This window comes from Nocardia sp. Marseille-Q1738, from assembly GCF_965283145.1.
In genome coordinates, this window is sequence record NZ_CBDIMS010000007.1 from 177,503 (window position 1) to 197,648 (window position 20,146).

Annotated in this window: 1 protein-coding gene; it reads right to left on the reverse strand. The window is 67.4% G+C overall.

The window, feature by feature from the left end:
• Positions 1–125: 125 nt before the first annotated feature.
• Entirely contained in the window at positions 126–19,955 is a 19,830-nt protein-coding gene (locus ACWPXK_RS24170) for a non-ribosomal peptide synthase/polyketide synthase (protein ID WP_454198585.1), read from the reverse strand.
• Between the last annotated feature and the right edge of the window lie 191 nt (positions 19,956–20,146).

Below are 20,146 nucleotides of genomic sequence, written 5' to 3' on the forward strand. Positions count from 1 at the left end.
GAGTTGTTCCGAGCGCGGGCGAGTGCTTGCGACGATTATTCCCTCCCGGCGCGCGATTGGTGTCGCGAAGCCGCCAGGGCCGGGCCCGGCGGTGGCCCAGCCCGGCGGCGGGTGCGCCGCAGCACCTACTCCCGCGGATCGAGCAGACTCGCGAGCTGGGGACCGATCTCGGCAAGCGCCTCGGGAGAAGCCATTTGCTGATGATTCGCATTGATCGGCCTATCGACGATATCCCCAGCTACATATGGATGCCATTGGGTCGCTGCCGCTCGAAGATCGGCTTCGGTCTGGCCCGGCCCGCCGATGCCGGCGCTGAAGTATTCGAGCGTGCCGCGGTATACGTCGGGGCGGTATTCGGCGATCAGCTCGACCGACCGCACCGCACTGCGGTAGATCCGCCGCAGCCGCTCCTTGGTCAGCACGGCCAGCTCGGGCGGAATCGACGCGTGCAACGAGTCCAGTGCCTCCTCGCTGAGCTCGTGGATGTCGCCGTCGGAGGAGATCGCGTCCCCGCCGATGCCGAGCTCGGCCAAGCCCTGACGAATCGTGCCGCGGAAATCGGAGACATCCACATCCGGGTAGCTGTCCAGCATGGCCAGCAGCGCCACCTGTTCGCCTGCCGCTTGCAGCTCGGTCGCCACCGCGTGGGCCACGACCCCGCCCAACGACCAGCCCAGCAGCCGGTACGGTCCCTCGGGCTGCACGGCCCGGATCTCGGCGACGTAGCGGCGAGCCATCTCGGTGAGCGAGCCGGGCAGGTACCCGTCTTCCGACAGGGCAGGCGACTGGATGCCGAGAATGGGCTGTCCGGAAGGCAGGAACCGGGCCAGGCCCACATAGCTCCACGACAACCCGTACATCGGATGCAGGCAGAACAAGGGATCCGCTGTCCCTTCCGCCCGGATCGGCAGCAGCACGCCGAGCCCATCGTCCGGATCGGGGCCGAAGTCGTAGCCCTGCGCGATCGCCGTCTCGATCCGGCCGCTGAGTCCCGCGACGGTGGAATCGGTAAAGAACCACTGCACCCGGACCTCGGCGCCGGTCACGCGGCGCAACCGGCTCACCGCCTGCGTCGCGACCAGGGAATTACCGCCGAGACCGAAGAAGTCGTCATCGAGACCGACCTCGGCGACGCCGAGTACCTCGCCGAACACTCGGGCCACCGTCTGTTCCAGCGGAGTGACCGGAGCACGGAACCGCGCCTGCTCGAGCACGGGTTTCGGCAGCGCCGCCCGGTCGAGTTTGCCGTTCGCGTTCAACGGAAGCGCGGTCAGTTCGATGACCGTGGACGGCACCATGTACGACGGCAGTTCCGCCGCGAGAGCCGCGCCGAGCCGCTGGGTGTCGATGACGCCGTCGGCGCCGACGACATAGGCGACGAGACGATCTCCGCTCGAATCTGTATGGGCGACCACCGCGGCGGCCGCGACCGCCTCCTGGCGCAGGAGCGCCGCCTCGATCTCACCCAGTTCGATACGGAAACCACGAATCTTCACCTGGAAATCCGTACGACCCCGATACTCCAGCTCACCGGCAGCATTCCACGCGACCAGATCACCCGTGCGATACATCCGAGCACCCGGCTCGAACGGATTCGCCACGAAACGATCCGCCGTCAAATCCGCACGACCGAAATAACCACGCGCCAACTGCGCACCAGCCAAATACAGCTCACCGGAAACACCCACCGGCACCGGCCGCAAACGCGCGTCCAGCACATAAACCTGACTGTTCCACTCCGGCACGCCGATGGGCACCGAAGTCGTATCGGTGTCGGTCACCCGGTGACGCGTGATCGACACCGCCGCCTCGGTCGGTCCGTACAAGTTGTATAGCGCCACTTCGGGATTCGCCGATAGGAAACGCTGCGCGGTCGCGGCGGGCAATGCCTCGCCGATGGCAAGCACCCGCCGCAACGACGCGGGCAAGCGTGCCTCCGATTCGGTCAGCAACGCGTCGAGCATGGACGGCACCACGTGCAACGTGGTCACCTCGGCGTCGCGGATGAGGTTGTTCAGGTACGACGGATCACGATGCCCCTCCGGCGTCGCGATCACCAGCCGCCCGCCGGAGACGGCCGCCGACCAGAACTCCCACACCGACAGATCGAACGTCGCCGCCGTTTTCAACAGCATCGCGTCGTCGGATCCCAACCCGAATTCGGCCTGCTTCCAGAGCAATTGGTTGACGATCGCACCGTGCGGGACGGCGACTCCCTTCGGCCGACCCGTCGAGCCCGACGTGAAAATCACGTAAGCCGTGTTGGCCGCCGTGAGATCACCGCGACGTTCCTCGGGAGCGATCGGCCCGTCCGCGTACCCCGACAGGTCGAGTTCGTCGACACGCGCCACAGCAGCCGCGGCGGCAGTCCCGTCAGCGATCTCCGTGCGGGTGTTCTCGATGACGGTGGCGTCCACCTCGTCGCGGCTCGTCGTCAGCACCAGCGCCGGGGCCGCGGTGCCCAGGATGTACTCGATCCGCTCGGCCGGATGATCCGGATCGATCGGCACGTACACCGCACCGGCCTTCGCGACCGCGTACATGGCGACCACGAGATCGACCGAGCGGCCGATGGCCAGCGCTACCCGCGATTCCACGCCGATACCTCGCGAGATCAGGTACCTGGCAAGGCGGTTGACGCGACGGTCGAGTTCGTCGTAGGTCAGCGTCCGAGCGGGCGCGCCGTCGCCGCCCGCATCGGCGACGATGGCGACGGCGCCGGGTGTGGCCGCGACCGATGCCTCGAGCAACGACACCAGCGTCCCGGACTCATCGACCTGGTGCGCCGTATCGTTGCGGCCCGCTACCAGCTCGGTCACTTCGGTCTCGTCCAGCCACGGCAGATCACCCACCGGCAGCGTGGGGTCCGCCACCGCGGCGCGGATGATCCGCAACAGCCGGTCGACGATGCCCTGCACCGTGTCCCGATCGAACAGGTCCGTGGCGTAGGTGATGAAGCCACCGATGCCCGCTGGGTTTCCGTCCGCGTCGTAGCCGTCAGCGACGATCAGATGCAGATCGAACTGCGAGAGCTGGGTATCGATGGCGACGGTCTCGACCGAGAGATCCGGCAGTTCCAGCGTGGCCCTGGCCAGGTTCTGGAACGACAGACCCACCTGGAACAACGGGTGCCGCGCGGTCGAGCGCACCGGATTCAGTACCTCGACGAGCCGTTCGAACGGCACATCCGCATTGGCGAAGGCCTGGACGTCCGTTTCGCGCTGGCGGACCAGCAGATCGGCGAACGACTCCGCCGCATCGACCCGGCTGCGCAGAACCAGCGTGTTGACGAACATGCCGATCAGCTCGTCCAGGACGGCCTCGCCGCGACCGGCTATCGGCGTGCCGATCGCGATGTCGTCGGCGCCGGCCGAACGTGACAAGAGGACGGCGAATGCGGTGTGCACGACCATGAACAGCGTTGCGCCCTCGGCCCGGGCCAGCTCGATCAACGCGCGATGCGTCTGCGCGTCGATGTGCACGTCGACCTTGCCACCGGCGAACGACTGCATGGGCGGACGCGGCCGATCCGACGGCAGATCCAACTGGTCCGGCAGGCCCGCCAACGCGGTCTGCCAGTAGGAGATCTGCTGTACCGCGAGCGAATCCGCGTCGTCCTCGCTGCCCAGCAGGTCACGCTGCCAGACGCTGAAATCGGCGTACTGCACCGGCAGCGGCGCCCAACTGGGTGCCGCACCCTGCGAACGCGCCGTGTAGGCCAGCATCACATCGCGCGTCAGCGGGCCGACCGACCAGCCGTCGGCGCTGATGTGGTGGACGGCCATGGCCAGCACGTAGGTGCGCTCCGCTCCGGCATCGTCGATCTCGAAGAGTTCGACCCGCAGCGGCACGTCGCTGGTGACGTCGAAGATGGTCGATACCACCTCCAGCACGGCGGATTCGATGTCCGCCGCGCCGATCCTCCGCACGGCCAGCTCCGGAATCGCCTGCGCCGGAGGGAGGACCACCTGTGCCGGACCGGCGTCCGTCTGCGGGTAAACGGTGCGCAGGATCTCGTGCCTGCCGACCACGTCCCCGATGGCGGCCCGCAGCGCGGGCACATCGAGGTCACCGGCCAGCCGCACCGCCACCGGCACGTTGTAGGCCGCCGATTCGGTGTCGAACTGGTTGAGGAACCACATGCGCTGCTGCGCGAGCGACAGCGGGATCCGCTCCGGGCGCGGACCGGCCACCAGCGCACGGCGCCCACCCGCACCAGCCTGCTGTTCCACCTTCCGCGCCAGCCCGGCCACCGTGGCGGCCTCGAACAACAATCGCACCGGTACCTGCGCGTCGAGTGCCGCACCCAACCGGGCCGCCACCTGGGTGGCCAGCAGCGAGTTGCCGCCGAGGGCGAAGAAGTCGTCGTCGCGGCCGAGGTAGCTGGACCCGTCTCCGAGGCCGAGCACGTCGGCGAACGTGTCGGCGACGATCTGTTCGATCGGCGTGGTCGGCGCGCGGAACACCGCCTTCTCGAACGTGGGCTCCGGCAATGCTTTTCGATCGAGTTTGCCGACCGGCGTGAGCGGGATCTCGTCCAGCACCACGATCGCGGCGGGCACCATGTGCGGCGGCAGCGTGCGCGCGGCGTAGTCGGTGAGCTCGGCGGCATCGATCGAGCGGCCCTGGACGGCCAGTACGTAGGACACCAGCGTTTTCCCACCGGCCGTGTCGCGGCCGAGCGTGACCGCGAACTCGACGTCGTCGTGGCTGCTCAGCACCGCGTCGATCTCCCCGAGTTCGATGCGGAAGCCGCGGATCTTGACCTGGAAGTCCGAGCGACCGACGTAGTCCAGTTCCCACTCCGACGCGGGAACTCGATCACCGGTCCGCTCGACCGGCTCGGCGTACCATCGCACCACGTCACCGGTCCGATACATCCGCGAGCCCGGCTCACCCCAGGGGTTCGCGACGAACCGCTCGGCGGTCAGACCCATCCGGTGCTGGTAGCCACGGGCCAGGGCGCCACCGGCGAGATACAGCTCACCGACGACGCCGGGCGGCACCGGGTTGAGCCGTGCGTCCAGCACCAGCGCGGACATGCCCGGCACCGGACGGCCGATGGTGATGTGCTGTCCGGCGGTCAAGGTGGCGTACGTCGCGATGATCGTCGCCTCGGTCGGACCGTATCCGTTGACATACCGCCGTCCCGGCTGCCATTTGGCCAGCAGTTCCGGGGTGGTGGCATCGCCGGCGACCGAGACGACCTCGAAGTCTTCCAGCCCGTCCGGCGCGACCGTGCCCAGCATCGCCGGTGTGATGACCGCGTGCGTCACCGCTTCGGCGCGCAACAGCTCACCCAGATCCGCGCCGCCGAGGATGGTCGGCGGCACGATCACCAGCGTCGCCCCGTTGGCGAACGCGCACAGCCATTCCAGCACCGACACGTCGAAGCTCGGCGAGCAGACATGCAGGAACCGGTGCTGCCCCTGGATGCCGTACTGCTCGGTCGCGTACTCGGCCAAACCGGCCAGCCCGGCGTGGGTGACGGTGACGCCCTTCGGCAAGCCCGTCGATCCCGACGTGTAGATCACATACGCGGGATGCCGCGCGGTCAGCGGCGCGATCCGGTCCGCGTCGGTGACCGGCGTAGCGGGCTGGTCCGCCAGCAACTCCTCGGTCGCGGGATCGTCGAGCACCAGCCACGCCACATCGTCGGGCAACTGCTCGACGTACTCGGCGGCGGTCAACCCGATCACGGCCCGAGAATCGGTCACCATGTGCCGCAATCGATCCGCCGGATAAGCCGGGTCGATCGGCACGTACGCGCCACCGGCCTTGGCCACCGCCCACACCGCGGCGATCATCTCGTACGACCTCGACAACGACAGCGCGACCAGCTTTTCCGGTCCGACGCCACGGTCGATCAGGACCCGAGCCAATCGCGACGAGTACTCGTCGAGCCTGCGATAGGTGATCGACCGGCCCCGGTCGCGTACCGCGATGTTGCCGGGGCTGGACTGCGCGCCGCGGGTCAAGAGATCCGGGAGCAGCCCCGGAGGCAGCGCGTCGGCACTGTGTACGTGGGTCAGCAGCTCGCGTTCGGAAGCGTCCAGCAGTGGCAGATCGCCGACCGGACGGTGTGGGGCGGTGACGATCGCCTCGAGCAGGCGGGTGAACCGCTCGGCGAACACCCGCACCGTGGCGTCATCGAAAAGATCACGGGCGAAGGAGAACTCGGCGTACATGCCGACACCGTCGGCTTCGGCGCCTGCCTCTCGGACGGTGAGGAACAGATCGAATTTCGCGGTCTCGACATCGAAATCGACGGCTTCGACGCGCAACCCGGGCAGCTCGAAGCCCGCGTTCGGCAGGTTCTCGAACGACAGCGCCACCTGGAACAGCGGATGCCGCGCGGTGGAGCGTTCCGGATTGAGGACTTCCACCAGGCGCTCGAATGGGATGTCCGCGTGCGCGAATGCCTCCAAGTCGGCGTCCTTGGCCCGCGCGAGCAAATCGCCGAAGGCGTCCTCGCCCCGCACGTCCGTGCGCAGCACCAGGGTGTTGACGAACATGCCGATCACGTCGTCGAGCTCGGCCTCGCCGCGACCGGCGACCGGCGTGCCGATGGCGATATCCCCGGTGCCCGACATGCGGGCCAGGAACAGCGCCAGCGCGGCGTGCACGACCATGAACATGGTCGCGTTGTGCTCGCGAGCCAGGCGGACGAGTTCCGCGTGCACCTGGGCGTCGATCGTGAAACCGATCTTGCCGCCGGCGAACGACTGCGCGACCGGGCGAGGCCGGTCGGTCGGCAGGTTGAGCTCGTCGGGCAGACCGGCCAGCGCGGTGCGCCAGTAGTCCGCCTGCTGCGAGATCAGGCTCTCCGGATCGGTTTCCGAACCGAGGACCTCGCGCTGCCAGATACTGAAATCCGCGTACTGCACCGGCAACGGGGCCCAGCCGGGTGCCGCACCGCCCGAGCGGGCGGCGTAGGCCAGCATCAGATCACGGACGAGCGGGCCCATGGACCAGCCATCCGCGCTGATGTGGTGCGCGACGAACACGAGGACGTACTCGGTTCCGCTGAGCTGGAACAACTCGGCGCGGAACGGAACTTCCACCGTGACGTCGAAACCGGCGACGACAGCCCGCTGCACTTCCTCCGCGACGCGGTCCGGGCCGAGCGGCACCGGCGTGAGATCGACCGGCACCTCGCGCGGTTCCAGGATCCGTTGCACCGGTCCGTCGGAGGTCTGCGGGTAGATGGTGCGCAGGATCTCGTGCCGCGCGACCATATCCGTGATCGCCGATTGCAGCGCCGCGACGTCCAGGTCGCCGGTCAGGCGGATCGCCACCGGGATGTTGTTGACGGCCGAAGCGGTGTCGAACTGGTTGAGGAACCACATCCGCTGCTGGGCCAACGACAACGGGATCCGCTCCGGACGCGGACCCGCCGCCAGAGCGCGACGCCCACCAGCACCCGCATGCTGCTCGGCCTTCGCCGCCAAACCAGCCACCGTCGAGGCTTCGAACAACACCCGCACCGGCACACGCGCATCCAACGCCGCACCGATCCGTGCCGCGACCTGCGTCGCCAGCAGCGAGTTACCACCCAAGGCGAAGAAATCGTCATCCGCGCCGACACGCTCGACACCCAGCACCTCGGCGAACACCGACGCCACGATCTCCTCGATCGGAGTCGACGGCGCCCGGAACGCCTGAACCTCGAACTCCGGCTCCGGCAACGCCTTCCGATCCAGCTTGCCGTTGACATTCAACGGCAAAGCGTCCAGCACCACGAACGCCGAAGGCACCATGTACGACGGCAAACCCGCCGTCAGCGCGGACTTCACCGCCGCCACATCGACACCCGCATCGGCATCACTGGGCACCAGGTAGGCAACCAGACGGTCACCGGTCTTGGGATCGGACTTGGCGATCACCGCCGTCTGCGCGATCTGCGGCAGCGCGAGCAACGCGGCTTCGATCTCACCGAGCTCGATACGGAAACCACGGATCTTCACTTGGAAGTCCGTACGACCCCGGTACTCGAGTTCGCCATTGGCGTTCCAGGCGACCAGGTCACCGGTGCGGTACATGCGTGCACCCGGTTGGAACGGATTGGCGACGAACCGATCCGCCGTCAGATCCGCACGACCGAAGTAGCCGCGCGCCAGCTGCGCACCCGCCAGATACAGCTCACCAGAGACACCGTCGGGCACCGGCCGCAGCCGGGAATCGAGGACGTAGACCTGGCTGTTCCACTCCGGGACACCGATCGACACGGATGTCTCATCGGCGAGGGCGACGCGGTGGCTGGTGATCGACACCGCTGCCTCGGTCGGACCGTAAAGGTTGAACAACTCCGTACGCGGATACTCGCGCAACAACCGCTGCGCGACCGCACCCGGCAGAGCTTCACCGATCGCCAGCACCCGCCACAACGAATTCGGCATCCCGGCCGTCAGCAGCGCGTCCAGCATCGAGGGCACCACATGCAGCGTGGTGACCCACTCCCGCGCCATCAACTCGTTCAAGTACGCCGGATCACGATGACCGTCGGGTGCGGCGATAACCAAACGACCACCACACACCGCCGCGGACCAGAACTCCCACACCGACAAGTCGAACGTCGCCGCCGTCTTCAACAAGACCGCGTCCGCAGCGTCCAGACCGAACTCGGTGCTCTTCCACTGCAATTGGTTCGCGATCGCCCCGTGCGGAACCGCGACACCCTTCGGCCGACCCGTCGAACCGGAGGTGAAGATCACGTACGCGGTGTTCTCCGGACGCAACGGCGTGACACGATCCGCGTCGCTGATCGGCGACGCGTCCAGCTCCCCGAGACCCAGTTCATCGATCCGCACCACCGGCGCGACATCGGTATCGAACTCAGCGTCGGCATTCGACAGCACACAGACCGGTGCCGCGGTCTCCAGAATGTAGTCGGTCCGGTCAGCCGGATGATCCGGATCGACCGGAACATACGCCGCACCGGCTTTCGCGACCGCGTACATGGCGACCACGAGATCCACCGACCGGCGCAGAGCCAGCGCAACCCGATCCTCGGCACCGACACCCCGCGCCAGCAGATAGCGCGCCAGCCGGTTGACCCGAGCATCCAACTCGGCGTAGGTCAACTCCACACGCCCAGCACCTGCCGGAGCGTCACCGACCAGTGCCACGGCCTTCGGATCCGCGGCGACGGTGGCATCCAACAAGGAGACCAATGTCGCGGTCGAATCCAGCGCCGAGGCGGTCGCGTTACGGCCGACGACCAGTTCCGTCCGCTCGGCGGCGTCGAGCAGTTCCAGGTCACCCACCGGCGTGCGCGGCGCGGCGATGATCTCACCGAGCAAACGCGCGAACCGATCCACAAAGCCCTGCACCGTCTCCCGGTCGAACAGGTCCGTCGCATAGGTGAAGACCCCGGTGACACCGAGAGGCTCGCCCGCGTCACTGTAGTGGTCAGCTGCGATGAGGTGCAGGTCGAACTGCGACAGCTCGGTATCGATATCCAACCCCGACACGCTCAAGCCGGGCAGCTCCAGCGCGGCCTGCGCCAGATTCTGGAACGACAGGCCGACCTGGAACAGCGGATGCCGCGCGGTCGAACGGACCGGGTTGAGCACCTCCACCAAACGCTCGAACGGCACATCAGCATTGGCGAACGCCTGAATATCCGTCTCACGCTGACGGCCCAACAGCTCGGTGAACGCCTCACCCGAATCCACCCGGGTACGGAACACCAAGGTATTGACGAACATACCGATCAAGTCATCCAGCACCGCTTCGCCACGACCCGCCATCGGCGTACCGATCGCGATGTCATCAGTCCCAGACAAACGAGACAACAGCACCGCCAACGCGGTGTGCACAACCATGAACAGCGTCGCACCCTCAGCACGCGCCAACTCGATCAACGCCTGATGAGTCCGGGCATCCACCCGCAACTCGACCTTGCCACCAGCGAACGACTGCACCGCAGGACGCGGCCGATCCGACGGCAAATCCAACTGATCCGGCAGACCAGCCAACGCCTGCCGCCAATACGCAACCTGCTTGGCAGCCAACGACTCCGGATCATCCTCACTACCGAGCAGTTCACGCTGCCAGATGCTGTAATCCGCATACTGCACCGCCAGCGGCGCGAAATTCGGGACCGCGCCCATCGAACGAGCCGCGTACGCCATCATCAGGTCCCGCGTCAACGGCCCCACGGACGAACCATCACCGGAAATGTGATGCACCACCATCGCGAGCACATATTCCACCGGCTCGGAAACAGCGGAATGCGCTGTATCACCAGCGATCTGGAACAACGCGACCCGCACCGGCACCTCGGAGGTCACGTCGAAGATCGTCGACGTCAATGCCGTCACCGCGGATTCGATATCCTGCGGCGCCACCGATCGGACGTCCAAGCGTGGCACGGCCTGTCCCGGCGGCAGGATGACCTGAACCGGGCCGTCTTCGGTCTGCGGGTAGATGGTGCGCAGAATCTCGTGGCGCACGACGACATCCGACACCGCCTGCTGCAGTGCGGCGATATCGAGCGCCCCGGTCAGCCGCACCGCGATGGGCACGTTGTACGCGGCGGACTCGGTGTCGAACTGGTTCAGGAACCACATCCGCTGCTGCGCCAACGACAACGGAATCCGGTCCGGTCGCGGACCGGCCACCAAATCCCGGCGCCCACCCGCTCCCGCGTGCCGCTCGGCCCGTACAGCCAGCCCCGCGACAGTAGACGCTTCGAACAGCCACCGCACCGGCACCCGGGCATCCAATGCCTTACCGATACGGGCGGCGACCTGCGTCGCCAACAGCGAATTACCACCGAGCGCGAAGAAATCGTCATCCGCACCCACACGCTCGACTCCGAGCACCTCGGCATAAACCGCGGCGACGATCTCCTCGATCGGAGTCGACGGCGCACGGAATGCCTGAGCCTCGAACTCCGGCTCCGGCAACGCCTTCCGATCCAGCTTGCCGTTGACATTCAACGGCAGAGCGTCCAGCACCACGAACGCCGACGGCACCATGTACGACGGCAACCCCGCGGACAGCAGGGACTTCACCGCGGCCACATCGATACCGGCGTCGATATCACTCGGGACCAGGTAGGCGACGAGCCGGTCACCGGCCTTCGGATCCGACTTCGCGATCACCGCCGCCTGCGCGACCTGCCGCAACGCCAACAGCGCGGCCTCGATCTCACCCAGTTCGATACGGAAACCACGAATCTTCACCTGGAAATCCGTACGACCCCGGTACTCCAGCTCACCGGCAGCATTCCACGCGACCAGATCACCCGTGCGATACATCCGAGCACCCGGCTCGAACGGATTCGCCACGAAACGATCCGCCGTCAAATCCGCACGACCGAAATAACCACGCGCCAACTGCGCACCAGCCAAATACAGCTCACCGGAAACACCCACCGGCACCGGCCGCAAACGCGCGTCCAGCACATAAACCCGGCTGTTCCACTCCGGCGCACCAATCGGAACCAACGTCTCATCAGCAGCCGTAACCCGGTGGCTGGTGATCGACACCGCCGCCTCGGTCGGACCGTACAGATTGAACAGTTCGGCTTTCGGATTCACGATCTGGAAGCGCTGCGCGGTCGCGGCGGGCAACGCCTCGCCGATGGCCAGCACTCGCCGCAGTGCGGGGAGCGGTGTGCCGGTGTCGGCGTTGGCGAGCAATGCGTCGAGCATGGACGGCACCACATGCAACGTGGTCACCGATTCGCGGGTGATCAGCTCGTTCAGGTACGCCGGATCGCGATGCCCGTCCGGCGCGGCGAGCACCAACCGGCCCTGGCAGACCGCCGCGGACCAGAACTCCCACACCGACAGGTCGAACGTCGCCGCCGTCTTCAGCAAGACCGTGTCATCGTCGACGAGACCGAACTCGAACGACTTCCACAGCAACTGATTCACGATCGCGCCGTGCGACACCGCGACGCCCTTGGGGCGACCCGTCGAACCCGACGTGAAGATCACATACGCGGTGTTCTCCGGGCGCAACGGCGTCAGCCGCTCGGCATCGGTGACCGTAGCGGCGGACAGCTCGGTCAGGTCGAGTTCGTCCAGTGGCACCACAGGCGCGGCATCGGAGGCGAAAGCCGCCTCGGCATTGGTCAATACACAGACCGGTGCCGCCGTCTCCAGGATGTAGCCGGTCCGTTCGGCGGGCTGGTCGGGGTCCACCGGCACATACGCACCACCGGCCCGCGCCACCGCGTACATCGCCACAACCAGGTCCACCGACCTGCGCAACGCCAACGCCACCCGCGATTCCGGGCCGACGCCTTGCGCGATCAGATAGCGGGCCAAACGGTTGACCCGGGCGTCCAGCTCCGCATACGTCAGCTCCTGCCGACCGCCCCCCGAGTCCTGGGCGTCGGCGACCAGCGCGACGGCATCCGGGGCCGCGGCGACGGCGGAATCCAACAGCGCCGCGAGCGTCGTCGCGACGGACGACTCCGGCGTGGAGCTGCCGGGCAGCACAGCCGTGTCGATCGCGCGGTCGGTGGCGTTCCACACCGACAGCACTTCGATCCGTTCGGCCGTATCGAGAATCTCGATATCCCCGACCGGTGTCGTCGCGTCCGTCACGACGGCCGCCAGGATGCGCGACAAACGCTTGGCGAAGCCCCGCACCGTCACGGCGTCGAAAAGATCCGTGGCGTAGGTGAAGTAGCCACCGATCCCCGCCGCGCCACCGGCCTCGTCGTAGGTGTCACCCACGATCAGATGCAGATCGAACTGCGACACATTCAGATCCGCTTCCACTCCGGCGATCGTCAAGCCGGGTAATTCCAGCGCGGTTCGTGCCAGGTTCTGGAACGACAGGCCCACCTGGAACAGCGGATGATGCGCGGTCGAGCGTCGCGGGTTGAGCACTTCCACCAAGCGCTCGAACGGAATATCGGCATTCGCGAACGCCTGCAGATCGATTTCCCGTTGCCGCGCCAATACTTCGGTGAACGAGTCGCCACCGGACAGGCGGGTCCGGAACACCACGGTGTTGACGAACATACCGATGAGATCGTCGAGTTCACGTTCACCGCGACCCGCTACCGGTGTGCCGATCGCGATATCGCCGGAACCGGACAGCCGCGCGAGCAGCACAGCGAGCGCGGTGTGCACGACCATGAAGAGGGTGGCGCCGTTGGCGCGTGCCAGTCGCACGAGCCCGGCGTGCGTGGCGGCATCCACCGACACCTCCACCCGTCCACCGGCCAGTGATGCCACCGCGGGCCGGGGCCGGTCGGTGGGCAGTTCCAGCAGGTCGGGAAGCTCGGCGAGGTGCTCGCGCCAGTACGCGATCTGCTGCGCGGCAATGGACTCGGGATCGGATTCGTCGCCGAGCACGGCGCGCTGCCAGAGCGCGTAGTCGGCGTACTGCACCGGCAGTGGTGTCCACGCCGGGGCGGAACCCGCGTTCCGCGCGGCATAGGCCACCATCACATCGCGCACCAGCGGCCCCATCGACGAGGCGTCGGCGGCGATGTGGTGCACCACGACAGCGAGCACGTACTCCGATGGCGACCCGGGCGCGCGTCCATCGATCTCCAGCAGCCGCACCCGCACCGGCACTTCGGAGGTCACGTCGAACGGCGTCGCGGCGAGCGCGTACACAGCCGCCGCGATCTCGGATTCGGTGACCCGCTCCGGTGCGACATCCAACGTCACCTGTCCGGCGGGCAGGACGACCTGCACGGGCCCCTCGGCGGTTTCCGGGTACACGGTGCGCAGCACCTCATGCCGCGCCACCACGTCATCGAGCGCCGCGGCCAGCGCCGCCACGTCGAGCAGCCCGGTGAGCCGAAGCGCGAACGGCAGGTTATAGGCCGCCGAGCCCGATGCCGCCGCCGGATCGTCGTCGACCTGATCGAACCGGTTCAGGAACCACATCCGCCGCTGCGCCAACGACAACGGCAACCGCTCCGGCCGGACGAGGCTACCCAGTTCGACACGGCGGTCGGCGTGCGTGTGCGACTCGATCGCGGTAGCCAAGTCCGTCACGGTCGAGGTCTCGAACAGCGTTCGCACCGGAATGCGGGCACCCACCGCGGCGCCCAACCGCGCCACCACCTGCGTGGCGATCAGCGAGTTGCCGCCGAGTGCGAAGAAATCGTCGTCGGCGCCGACACGGCTAAGACCGAGAACCTCGCCGAAGACACCGGCGACGATCTCTTCCACCGGCGTTGCCGGGGCGCGGAATTCGCGAGTGCCGAAGGTCGGCTCCGGCAGCGCCTTACGATCGAGCTTTCCGCTCGGGTTCAACGGGAAGGCGTCCAACACAACGATCGTGGCCGGAACCATGTACGCCGGAAGCGTTTCACCGATCCTGGCCAGCAATTCCGACGGCTCCACCGACCGCCCTGGCGCGGGAACCACATACGCGACCAGCTGATCACCCAGCGCCGACGGCGCCACCAGCGCGACCGCCTGACTCACCGAAGGCTGGGCCAGCAATGCGGTTTCGATCTCACCCAGCTCGATCCGCTGGCCACGGAACTTCACCTGGAAATCGGTGCGACCCAGGTAATCGAGCCGCTGCGGCATATCCCCCGCAGGCGCACGCCACACCACCAGGTCACCGGTCCGGTACATCCGTGCACCGGTCCGGAACGGATTGGCGACGAATCGGTCCGCGGTCAGATCCGGACGGCGCACGTACCCGCGAGCAAGCTGGTCACCGGCCAGATACAGCTCTCCCGCTACGCCCGCAGGGACCGGACGCAACCGCGAATCCAGCACATACACCTGCGTGTTCCACTGCGGCAACCCGATCGGCACCGAGCGCTCGTCCGCAGCACGAGCGGGCCAGTAGGTCACCGACACCGCGGCCTCGGTCGGCCCGTACAGGTTGTGCACCCGGGCATCGGACACGGCGTTCACGGCGGCCACCGTCTCCGGCGGCAATGCCTCACCGATCACGAAGATATGCGCCAGACTCGGGCACGCACCCGGCGCGGTATGCGCGGCGAATACCGTCAACATCGACGGCACGAAATCGGTGACCGTCACGCCCTGCGCGGCAATCGTTTCCGCGACATAGGCAGGATCCCGATGCCCATCGGGCGTGGCCACGACCAGTTTCGCCCCGACCCGCAACGGCATGAAGAACCCCCACAACGACACGTCGAACGTCGTCGCGGTCTTCTGCAGATACACGTCATCGGGACTCAGCGGATACTCGGCCAGCATCCACTCGATCTGATTGTTGATCGCCGCATGCGACACGGCGACGCCCTTGGGGCGGCCCGTCGAACCCGAGGTGAAGATGACATACGCCGGGTGCTGTGGCAGGACCGGTCGCAGCAATTCCTCGGCGCGCACCGGAGCACTGTCGATGTGATCCAGCTCCAAAGCGTCGATATGGAGCAGTACGGTGCCCGACGGGACGGTCACCGCGTCCGGGGTCCTCGTCACCACACACGCGGGCTGTGCCGTATCGAGAATGTGCGCGATCCGATCCGCGGGATGATCGGGATCCAGCGGCACATACGCGCCGCCCGCCGTCACGATCGCGTAGATGCCGACCACCAGATCGACCGAGCGCCGAATCGACAGCCCGACCAGCGATTCCGCACCCACACCCTGCGAAATCAGGACCCGGGACAGCCGGTTGACGCGCTCGTCGAACTCGCGGTAGGTGAGCGAGACACCCTCATACACCAACGCGACGGCATCCGGGTGAGCCGCCACCGCCCGGCGATAACCATCGAGCAGCAGTTCGGCGGCGACCGGGTGGCGGGTGTCATTCCAGCCGACCAGAATCTGTTCCCGCTCGGCCGACGCCAGCAGGTCCACCTCGCCGATGGTTTGTGCCGGATCCGTCGCCACGGCGGCGAGCAACCGCTGCAACCGCGCCGCGAATTCCGCGATCGTCGATTCGTCGAACAGATCGGTGGCGTAGGTGAACATCGCCGACAGCCCGGCCGCGGCGTCGTGGTCCTGGCGCGGCACCACGGTCAGCTGGAGATCGAATTTGGCCTGCGCGCCGCCGAGCTCGACGGCGGTCGCGGTCAGTCCGGGCAATTCCAGCCGCGGGGACTGCATGTTCTGGAAGAACAGCGCGACCTGGAACAGCGGGTGATGCGCTTGCGACCGAACGGGATCGAGCACCTCCACCAGTCGCTCGAACGGCAACTCGGCGTGCGAGAGCGCCGCCAGATCCGTCTCCTTGGTGGCCGCGAGCAGCTCGGCGAACGAAATGCCCGGATCGACCTTGGTCCGCAGCACCAGCGTGTTGACGAACATGCCGATCAGCTCATCGAGCTCACGCTCGCCGCGCCCGGCGACCGGTGTGCCGATGGTGATGTCGTCGCTACCCGACAACCGGCCGAGCAACACCGCGAAAGCGGCGTGTACCACCATGAACAGCGAGGCGCCCGTGCGGTGCGCCAGCTCGGTCAGCTCGGCGTGGATCTCGGCCGGGATCTCGAACGAGAATTCCGCACCCCGGCCGGACGCGACGTTCGGTCGAGGCCGATCCGCCGGCAGCTCCAGCCGATCCGGGATGCCCTGCAAAGCTGCACGCCAGTAGTCGATTTGGGTGGCGGCCACCGATTCGGGATCGGACTCGTCACCCAGCACCGCGCGCTGCCACACCGTGTAATCCGCATACTGCACCGGCAGTGGTTGCCAGTTCGGCGCGGCACCATCCACCCGGGCCAGATACGCGGCCATCAGATCCCGGACCATCGGCGCGATGGACGCGCCGTCGGCGGCGATGTGGTGGACCACGACAGCGAGGACGTGCTCAACGGTGTCCGCGGAATCCGCGCCCGGCACCAGTTCGGCAAGGGCGATGCGCAACGGGACCTGCGCGGTCACGTCGAAACCCGCCGACACGATATCGAGCAGCCAGTCCGCGAGTTCGTCCTCCGCCACCGGCCGCGGCGCCAGGTTCGGAACCGCCTGATCGGCAGGCAGAATCCGCTGATAGCCGGTGCCGTCCAGTGCCGGATACACGGTGCGCAGCGTCTCGTGCCGATCGACCAGATCGGCGACCGCCGCCTGCAAAGCCGCCACGTCCAACGCTCCGGACAGCCGGACGGCGAACGGAATATTGTTCGCCGCCGACGCCGGATCGAATTGGTTGAGGAACCACATCCGCTGCTGCGCCAGCGACAACGGGATCGGTTGTGCCGTCTCGCCGTCGCGCGGGACCGGAACCAGCGCACGCCGCCCGCCCGTGCCCTGGAGCGAGGCCAGGCGCGCCGCGAGTGCGGCGACCGTGGATGCCTCGAAGATCACCCGAGCGGGCATACGCGTGTCGAGTGCCGCGCCGAGCCGGGCGATCATCTGGGTGGCCAACAGCGAGTTGCCGCCCAGGTCGAAGAAATCGTCGTCGGCACCCACCGGGCGGTCCGCACTCACGCCGAGCACTTCGGCGAACGTCGTGGCGACGAGCTGCTCGATCGGAGTGGACGGTGCGCGGAATTCGCGTTCCCGGACAACCGGTTCCGGCAACGCGCGGCGATCCAGCTTGCCGTTCGGGCTCAGCGGCAACGCCTCCAGCACCACGATCGCCGTTGGCACCATGTACGCGGGCAGTCGCGCGGCCAAGTGGTTGCGCAACTCGTCCAGGTACGGCTGCTCGTCACCGATGTCATCTGGCCGCCGCGCGGGCACGACGTAAGCGATCAACTGATCGCCCAGGCGCTCGTCGGACCTGACGATCGCCACGGACTGCGCTACCGAATCATGCGCCCGCAGCGCGGCTTCGATCTCACCCAGCTCGATCCGCAGACCACGCAGCTTGACTTGGAAATCAGTGCGGCCGACAAAGGTGAGCGAACCGGTCGAGTCGGCGGTGACGAGGTCGCCGGTGCGGTACATCCGGCTGCCCGGCGCACCGAACGGGTTGGCCACGAACCGATCCGCGGTCAGGTCCGGACGGCCGAAATAGCCGCGCGCCAATTGCGCACCGGCTAGGTACAACTCGCCCGCGACACCCGACGGCACCGGATGAAGGCGCGAATCGAGGACGTACGCCTGGGTATTCGACACCGGAAGACCGATCGGGACCGCGCCCGCCACGTCCTCGGCGACCGGGGCGTGGGTGGCGTGGACGGTGAACTCCGTCGGACCGTACAGGTTGTACAGCGCCGCCGAACTCACCCGCCGGATCGCCTCCACAGCGTCGGAGGTGAAAGCCTCGCCCGCGATGAGTAGCGCCCGCAGCGAGCCGAGCCCCTCGCTACCCGCCGCGGCAGCGCCGCCGGCGAAGACGGTCAGCATCGATGGCACGAACGAGGTCATGGTGATGCGCTCGGCCGCGATCACCTCGGCCAGATATGCCGGATCGCGGTGTCCATCCGGACTCGCCACGACCATCCGGCCGCCGGTGCTCAGCGGACCGAACAACTCCCACACCGACACATCGAACGTCGCGGGCGTCTTGAACAACACCACATCGTCGACACCGATCCGGTACTCGCTGGTGATCCAGCGAATCTGGTTGACCGCCGCGGCATGCGGAACCGCGACCCCCTTCGGGCGGCCGGTCGAACCGGAGGTGAAGATCACGTAAGCCGGATGCGCCGGACGCAACGGCGCGATCCGCTCCGCATCGACCACCGGCGCACCCGAGTAACCGGACAAATCCAGGTCGTCCAGCGACAGGGTCGGCACTCCGGCGCCGTCGAAACCATCGCGGGACGTGGTCAGCACACACACCGGCGCCGCCGACTCGAGCACGTACCGGACTCGCTCGATCGGCTGATCGAGGTCGAGCGGGACATACCCGGCACCAGCCTCCTGCACCGCGTACATGGCGACGACCAGGTCCACCGAGCGCCGCATCCCCAGCGCGACAAGCGTTTCCGGACCGACACCCGCCTCGATCAGCCGCCGTGCCAACCGATGCACTCGGGCGGCGAACTCGGCGTAGGTCAGGGACTTCCCATCGGGAACGGACGGGTCGACAATCGCGACCGACTCGGGGGACGCCGATACCTGGGCGTGGAACAGGTCCACCAGGGTAGCCGCCGAGTCGGCGGTCTCGGCCTGGTCCCGACCGTTGAAGAAGAGACGGGCCGCACCGCCCGCGACCGGTCGGACCCAGTGCCGCACCAGATCCGGCGGGCTCGCTTGGCCGGTGGCGACGACCACGCGCAGCTCATCCAATCCGGCCGGGTCCAGGGCGGCGAGTGTCGCAGGCGCACCGAACACATGCGTCACATGTTCCCGGGACAGCAGTCCCGCGAGCCCCGCACCATCGAATCCGGGAGCCACGACGATCGTCGCCGCGCCACTCACGGCGAGCAGCAGCTCGAGCACCAACTGGTCGGACGACGGCGCGACGAAGTGCAGCGTCCGCGCCTGCGGCGTCACCCGGTAGCGCTCCCGCTGCTCATCGCAGAAACCGGACAAACCGGCCTGCGCGACCACCGTCCGCTCCGGGTGCCCGCTCGAATTCCGCGGGTAGATCACATACGCCGGGTGCTCGCCCTGCAACGGACGCACCCGATCGATGTGGGTCACCGCATCCGCCGGGTAGTTCAGCAACGCACGTTCGAACTCCGGCTCGTCGACGACCAGCCACGTCACCTGTCCGGGCAGCTGGTCACGCACGGTACCGACCGTCAGTCCCGCCACCACACCGGGATCGGACACCATCTGCTCGACCAGGTCCGGCGAATCGTCCGGATCCACCGGCACGAAGCCGGCACCGGTCTTGGCCACCGCCCACAGCGCCACCACCGACTGGATCGAGTGCGGAATACTCACGGCGACCAAGTCTTCGGGGCCGACGCCACGTTCGAGCAACAACCGAGCGAGCCGCGTCGATCGGGAATCCAGCTCGGCGTAGCTCATTCGCGCCGCCGACTCCATCGGGACGGCGCGGCCGCCGAGCCATTCCGCAGCCTGTACGACGGCGATGCCGTCCGGGTTGGTCTCCACCGCCATCGACAGCAACTGCGGCAATGTGGTGACCCGCGGCCGCCGGGTCCGGTTGGGCCGCACACGTGCCGGGCGGGTCATTCGGGTACCCCATCGCCAGCAAAAGTGCACGGTGTGTCGGCTACCCGAAACAATGAAGTATCCCTCACTACTATCTGGTTCAGCTGTCTTTCTGCCCAGCGTCGGCAGCACTGCGCCACCGCACACCGTCGATCCGGCACGCCCGCCGCAATCGCGGCACCACCGGTCGCGGCGCTATTCGGTCCCGTTCG

Bases quoted from the DNA above. Each gene is read 5' to 3' on its own strand.
- ACWPXK_RS24170 (WP_454198585.1), bottom strand. From the start codon at position 19,955: ATGACCCGCCCGGCACGTGTGCGGCCCAACCGGACCCGGCGGCCGCGG.